Origin of the sequence: Lentzea aerocolonigenes, from assembly GCF_000955955.1 — a bacterium.
GTDB classification, from domain to species: domain Bacteria; phylum Actinomycetota; class Actinomycetes; order Mycobacteriales; family Pseudonocardiaceae; genus Lentzea; species Lentzea aerocolonigenes_A.
The window spans coordinates 1-6,304 of the sequence record NZ_JYJG01000582.1; the positions used below are offsets into that span (position 1 = coordinate 1).

The window sequence follows — 6,304 nt, forward strand, 5'->3', positions numbered from 1 at the left end:
CGGCTGTCGTTGACAGAATTTCACCCGCCCGGTCAACGAACGCTGGCGCCCGGTAATCGGGCCATTGCGCCGCGCTACAACCTGTTTCCATTGGGTCACGATCGCCCTCTCAGGTAGTGACCGCCGCCTCAACGGGTTCTTACCGTGCTGCCCACGATGTGCCGGTTCGGGGCGCGTATGGCACATCACGGTTATGGGCGTGCACGCCGACTGGCCACGGCCGCCCAGTGCTAGGAGGGCACGTGTCGATGAGGAGAACCAAAGCACTTCCGGCGATCGCGCTGTTCGCCAGCGCGTCTCTCGTGCTGGGTGCGTGCGGTGGCGGTGGCGGTAGCAACAACTCCGACGGAGGCGACTCCAGCGTCGCGGACATGGCGTCGGCTCGTGGTGAGTCCGCGGACGGTTACACCGCTCCGGACACCAAGGAGAGCGACCAGGTCGTGGTGTCGACGGACAAACCGTTCACCGCGTACAACAACGCGACCGAGGACGCGAACCAGTCCTACAACACGTTCGCGCTGGTTCTCGTGCAGCCGGGCACGCACATCATCAACGGCAACAACAAGGTGATCGTCAACAAGGACACGACCGAGTCGGTCGAGGTCACCTCGAAGTCGCCGCAGGTCGTGACCTGGAAGCTCAAGAAGGGCGTCACCTGGTCCGACGGCGAGGCCTGGGACTGCGACGACCTCTACATGGCGTGGTTCACCCAGAGCGGCCAGGCGAAGAAGGCCGACGGCGGCAAGTACTTCAAGCCGGCCGGTGGCACGGGCTACGACCTGATGACCGCCGAGTGCAAGGACGACCAGACCCTGGTCGGCACCTTCAGCGAGCCGTACCCGGACTACGAGGACCTGTTCAACACGGACATCCTCCCGGCGCACATCCTGGAGAAGCAGACCGGCGTCGCGGACATCACCAAGATCAAGAAGGACAGCCCGGCCGCGGACATCCAGAAGGTCGCCGACTTCTGGAACGAGAAGTGGAACGGCTTCACCAAGGAACTCATGCCGGGTGCGGGCCCGTACATGCTGACCGGCTTCGAGCCGAACCAGTCGGTGACCCTGGAGCGCAACCCCAAGTGGGTCGGCAAGCCCGGTGGTCCGAAGAAGATCATCCTGAAGGCGATCCCGGACCCCGTCGCGCAGGCGCAGGCGCTGGAGAACGGTGAGGTCGCCGTCAACTCCATGGCCCAGCCCGACGCGAACGCCGCGACGAAGCTCAAGGGCCTGAGCGCCCAGGGCATCACGTTCGGCTCCGGCCCCGGCCTCTCGTTCGAGCACCTCGACCTGCAGATGAAGAACCCGGTGCTGGCCAAGGAAGAGATCCGCAAGGCGTTCTTCATGTGCGTCAAGCGCCAGGACATCATCGACAAGCTCATCACCGAGGTCCAGGCCGACGCCAAGCCGCTGGGCAACCTCCTCTTCTTCCCGAAGGACGAGGGCTACAAGGACAACTACGCCGACAAGGCCAAGGGTGACCCGGCCGCGGCGAAGAAGATCCTGAGCGACGCGGGCTGGACGCAGGGTGCCGACGGCGTGTTCGCGAAGGACGGCGTGCGTGCCTCCTTCCGGATCAGCCACACCGACATCCCGCGCCGCAAGCAGACCGTCGAGCTGATCCAGGGCCAGTGCAAGGAAGCCGGCATCGAGGTCAAGGACGACACCGACTCCAACTTCCTCGACGAGCGCGTGAGCCAGGGCGACTACGACGTCGCGCTGTTCGCGTGGTCCGGCTCGCCGTTCAAGAGCCCGAAGAAGTCGATCTACGAGACCGGTGGTGGCCAGAACTGGTCCAACTGGAGCGTGCCGAAGGCCGACACGGCCCTCAAGAGCGCTGTCTCGCAGACGTCGATCGCCGACTCGCTGAAGTACTTCGCCGAGGCGGACGTGGCGTTCTCCGAGCAGTACCTCTCGCTGCCGCTGTTCCAGATGCCGAACATGTGGGCCTTCAAGGGACTCGACCGCGTGTACTTCCAGAGCTACTTCGGTGCGCTGTGGGACGCCAACGAGTGGCAGACCAAGTGACCGTGCTCGGCTGAAGTGCCTGAAGTGCGCAACGCCTGACCGGGCGGGGCCGGACCACGAGTCCGGCCCCGCCCGAGCGGGTTTCCCCTAGGAGCTCGTCGTGATCCGCTACATCATCCGGCGCCTGCTGATCTCCATACCCATCCTGCTGATCGGCAGCTTCGCCTGTTACGTCCTCGTCGCCACCGCCGGAAACCCCTTGGCGGAGATGCGATTCCGGCCCAACGTCACCGAAGCCGACATCAAGGCCGCCGAGATCTCGCTCGGCCTCGACAAGCCCGTCGTCGTCCGCTACTGGAACTGGCTCACCGACTTCATGTCCGGTGACTGGGGCCAGAGCATCGCCCTCGGACAGGCCAAGACCGCTGTCTTCCCGGCCGTCACCGACGCGCTGTGGACCACCGGACGACTGGTCATCGGTGCCGAACTTCTCGCTCTCACACTGGGTGTCTCGGTCGGCGTGCTCGCCGCCGTGCGCCAGTACTCGATCTTCGACTACCTCGCCACCAGCACCGCGTTCCTGATGTTCTCGATGCCGATCTTCTGCGTCGCGGTCATCGTCAAGAACTACGGCATCCAGTTCAACAACGTCCTGGAGTCGATGGGGCTGGAGCGCTGGCTCACCACCGCGGGCCCGCGGCCGGGTGGTTTCAGCGGCAGCTTCGGCGACGTGATCTTCAAGTACACCGGCACGTTCCTGCTGCCGACGATCGCGCTGATGCTGATCAGCTTCGCCGCGTACAGCCGGTTCGAACGCGCCTCGATGCTGGAGATCCTGCACTCGGACTTCGTGCGCACCGCACGGGCGAAGGGCATCTCGCAGAGCAGGGTGATCTTCCGGCACGCCTTCCGCAACGCGCTCATCCCCGTCGCCACGCTGTTCTCGCTGAACTTCGGTGCTGTGCTGTCCGGCGCGATCATCACCGAGACGGTGTTCGGCTGGGCCGGCATGGGCACGCTGCTGGTGAGCTCGGTGCGGCAGTTCGACCCGCCCATGCTGATGGGCTGGCTCGCCGTCACCGCGACCCTGATCGTGCTGTTCAACCTGGTGGCCGACATCGTGTACGGCATCCTCGACCCTAGGATTCGCCTTGGCTAACATCAACCTGGCGTCCGAGGGCGGCGTGGTCAACAGCGCTCCGCAGTCCGACTCGCACGAGTTCGACGCCACCAAGACCCGCACGCAGGGCCAGCTCGTGCTGGGGCGCTTCCTGCGCCACCGGCTCGCGATGGTGAGCCTCGGCGTGTTCATCGTGCTGGTGTTGTTCGCGTTCCTCGGCCCGTTCATCTGGACCTACGACTTCGAGGACGTGTCCAGCAAGTCCTACCAGCCGATGAGCGGCGCCCACCCGCTCGGCACCACCCAGGTCGGCAAGGACATGCTGGCGTTGCTCATGCGCGGCACGGCCTACTCGTTGCAGATCGCGTTGATCGTGGCCGCGCTGGCGACCGCCATCGGCGTGATCTTCGGTGCTCTGGCCGGATATCTGCGCGGTTTCGTCGACACGGCGCTGATGCGGCTCGTCGACCTGTTGCTGATCATCCCGCAGATCGCGGTCGCCGCGATCGTGGTCAAGGGCTTCTCCGGCAGCTGGTACGTCGTCGCGCTGGTGCTCGCGTCGTTCGCCTGGATGCAGATCGCCCGCATCACCCGCGGTGAGACGCTTTCCTTGGCACAGCGGGAGTTCATCGAGGCGGCCAGGGCCTGCGGCGCCTCGACGCCGCGGATCATCTTCAAGCACCTGGTGCCGAACATGATCGGCAGCATCACCGTCAACGCCACGCTGGCGATCGCGAGCGCCGTGCTCACCGAGGCCGCGCTTTCGTTCCTGGGACTGGGAGTTCAGCCCCCGGACACCTCGCTCGGCGTGATCGTGCTGGAGAACTACGGGCAGTTCCTGAACCGGCCGTGGCTGTTCTGGGGTCCGTTCATCGTGCTCGTGTCGCTTTCCCTCGCCGTCAACTTCATCGGTGACGGCCTGCGCGACGCGTTCGACCCGAGGCAGACGAAGGTGCGTGCCTGATGACGAGTGTTTCCGAACTGTCGGAGGACTTCCTGCCCTCCGGCGACGGCTCTGCCACCACCGCACCGCTGCTCTCGGTCAAGAACCTGAGCGTCACGTTCCCGACCGACGACGGCGACGTCCGCGCCGTGCGCGACGTCTCGTTCGACCTCAACTCCGGCGACGTGCTGGGGATCGTCGGCGAGTCGGGCTCCGGCAAGTCCGTGTCCTCCATGGCGATCATGGGCCTGCTGCCCAAGAACGCGATCATCGAAGGCTCGATCCGCTACCGCGGTGAGGAGCTGAACGGCCGCACCTACAAGCAGATGCAGCCGTTCCGCAGCAAGCACATCTCGATGATCTTCCAGGACCCGATGACGTCGCTGAACCCCGTCTACACCGTGGGGTGGCAGCTCGCCGAGACCTACCGCGCGCACCACGACGTCTCGAAGAAGGCGGCGTGGGCCAAGGCGATCGACGCGCTGGAGCTCGTCGGCATCCCGCAGCCGGACAAGCGCGCTTCCCAGTACCCGCACGAGTTCTCCGGCGGCATGCGGCAGCGCGTGGTCATCGCGATGGCGATCATCAACGACCCCAGCGTGATCATCGCCGACGAGCCGACCACCGCGCTCGACGTGACGGTGCAGGCGCAGATCCTCGACACGATGCTGAGGCTCCAGAAGGAGACCGACGCGGCGATCGTGATGATCACGCACGACCTCGGCGTGGTCGCGGGCATGGTCAACCGCGTGCAGGTGATGTACGGCGGCACCGTGGTCGAGTCCGGCCCGGTCGACGACGTCTTCGAACGGCCGCGGATGCCTTACACGGTGGGACTTCTGGGTTCCGTGCCGAACCCGGCCACGCTGGGCAAGCGGCTCACCCCGATCAAGGGCGCACCGCCGTCCCTGGTGAACCTGCCGACCGGCTGCTCGTTCTCGCCGCGCTGCCCGCTCGTCGCGGACGTGTGTCACGAGTGGGAGCCGCTGCTCGAGGAGGCCGGCGCCGCGAACCACACGACGCGGTGCCACCGCTGGGAGCACCTGGTGACGATCGAGCAGCCGCAGCGGCTGTTCCTGCACGAGGAGATCGGCACGATCGAGAACCCGGCGGTGTTCGCCGCGGCCAACCCCGACGAGTCGCTCGAAGTGACTGCCGTACACGGAACTCTGGTTTCCGATGAGGAGGCGAAGTGACCGCGCCACTGCTGGAGGTCACCGACCTCGTCAAGGAGTTCCCCGTGCGGGGCAAGGGAATCATCCCGCGCGCCATCGGCACGGTGCAGGCCGTGTCCGGTGTCTCGTTCACCCTGCACCCCGGTGAGACGCTCGGCCTGGTCGGCGAGTCCGGCTGTGGCAAGTCCACGACCGGGCGCGCGATCCTCCAGCTGCACAAGCCCACGTCGGGCTCGGTGAAGTTCGAGGGCCGCGAGCTCACGGCCATGACGAACAAGCAGCTGCGGCCGTTGCGCAAGGACATCCAGATCGTCTTCCAGGACCCGTACGCGTCGCTGAACCCCAAGTGGCAGGTCAACGACATCATCGCGGAACCGTTGCGGATCCACGGTGTCGAAGGTGGCGTGCAGCGGCGGGTCAACGAGTTGATGGAGCTCGTGGGCCTCAACCCCGAGCACCGCAACCGTTACCCGCACGAGTTCTCCGGCGGTCAGCGGCAGCGCATCGGCATTGCCCGCGCGCTCGCGTTGAACCCGCGCTTCATGGTGCTGGACGAGCCGGTGTCCGCTTTGGACGTCTCGGTGCAGGCCGGTGTCGTGAACCTGTTGGAGGAACTGCAGGAACGGCTCGGGCTCGCCTACCTGTTCGTCGCGCACGACCTCTCCGTGGTGCGGCACATCTCGGACCGGGTCGCGGTGATGTACCTCGGCAAGATCATCGAGATGGGCGAACGGGAGACCATCTACGGCAGGCCGATGCACCCGTACACGCAGGCGCTGCTGTCCGCGGTGCCCATGCCGGACCCCAAGCAGGAGCGCAAGCGGCAGCGGATCGTGCTGACGGGTGACGTGCCGTCGCCGGTCAATCCGCCGTCGGGATGCCGGTTCCGGACGCGGTGCTGGAAGGCGCAGGACATCTGCGCCACCGAGGAACCGAAGCTGGAATTGCGCGGTGGGCCGGACGGAACGCTGTCCGCGTGCCACTTCGCGGAGGAACGCTCGGTCGTGTGACGCTCACGATGAAGGGCTCCTTCATCCACCTCACGTGGATGAAGGAGCCCTTCATCGAAAACAGGTGCTTAGCAAAGGCCGCCTTTATC

At 65.8% G+C, this 6,304-nt stretch carries 5 protein-coding genes; all 5 read left to right on the forward strand.

Annotated elements, in window-relative coordinates; translation table 11 throughout:
• The first annotated feature begins 248 nt into the window (after nt 1–248).
• The 5 genes from UK23_RS47450 (at nt 249) to UK23_RS47470 (ending at nt 6,215) form a co-directional block, all read left to right on the forward strand.
• The gene (locus UK23_RS47450; RefSeq protein ID WP_045318456.1) at nt 249–2,027 is read left to right on the forward strand and encodes an ABC transporter family substrate-binding protein; all 1,779 of its coding nucleotides are present in this window, start codon (nt 249–251) and stop codon (nt 2,025–2,027) included.
• 100 nt (nt 2,028–2,127) lie between these two features.
• Nucleotides 2,128–3,126 (forward strand): ABC transporter permease, encoded by a 999-nt coding sequence (locus UK23_RS47455; protein ID WP_045318454.1) that lies wholly within the window; start codon nt 2,128–2,130, stop codon nt 3,124–3,126.
• Nucleotide 3,127: 1 nt separating this feature from the next.
• On the forward strand, nt 3,128–4,051 hold the full coding sequence (locus UK23_RS47460) for an ABC transporter permease (RefSeq protein ID WP_419503939.1): 924 nt from the start codon (nt 3,128–3,130) through the stop codon (nt 4,049–4,051).
• The gene (locus UK23_RS47465) at nt 4,051–5,226 is read left to right on the forward strand and encodes an ABC transporter ATP-binding protein (RefSeq protein WP_052685680.1); all 1,176 of its coding nucleotides are present in this window, start codon (nt 4,051–4,053) and stop codon (nt 5,224–5,226) included. The genes UK23_RS47460 and UK23_RS47465 overlap by 1 nt, the downstream gene beginning before the upstream one ends.
• On the forward strand, nt 5,223–6,215 hold the full coding sequence (locus UK23_RS47470) for an ABC transporter ATP-binding protein (protein ID WP_045318455.1): 993 nt from the start codon (nt 5,223–5,225) through the stop codon (nt 6,213–6,215). The genes UK23_RS47465 and UK23_RS47470 overlap by 4 nt, the downstream gene beginning before the upstream one ends.
• Nucleotides 6,216–6,304 lie beyond the last annotated feature (89 nt).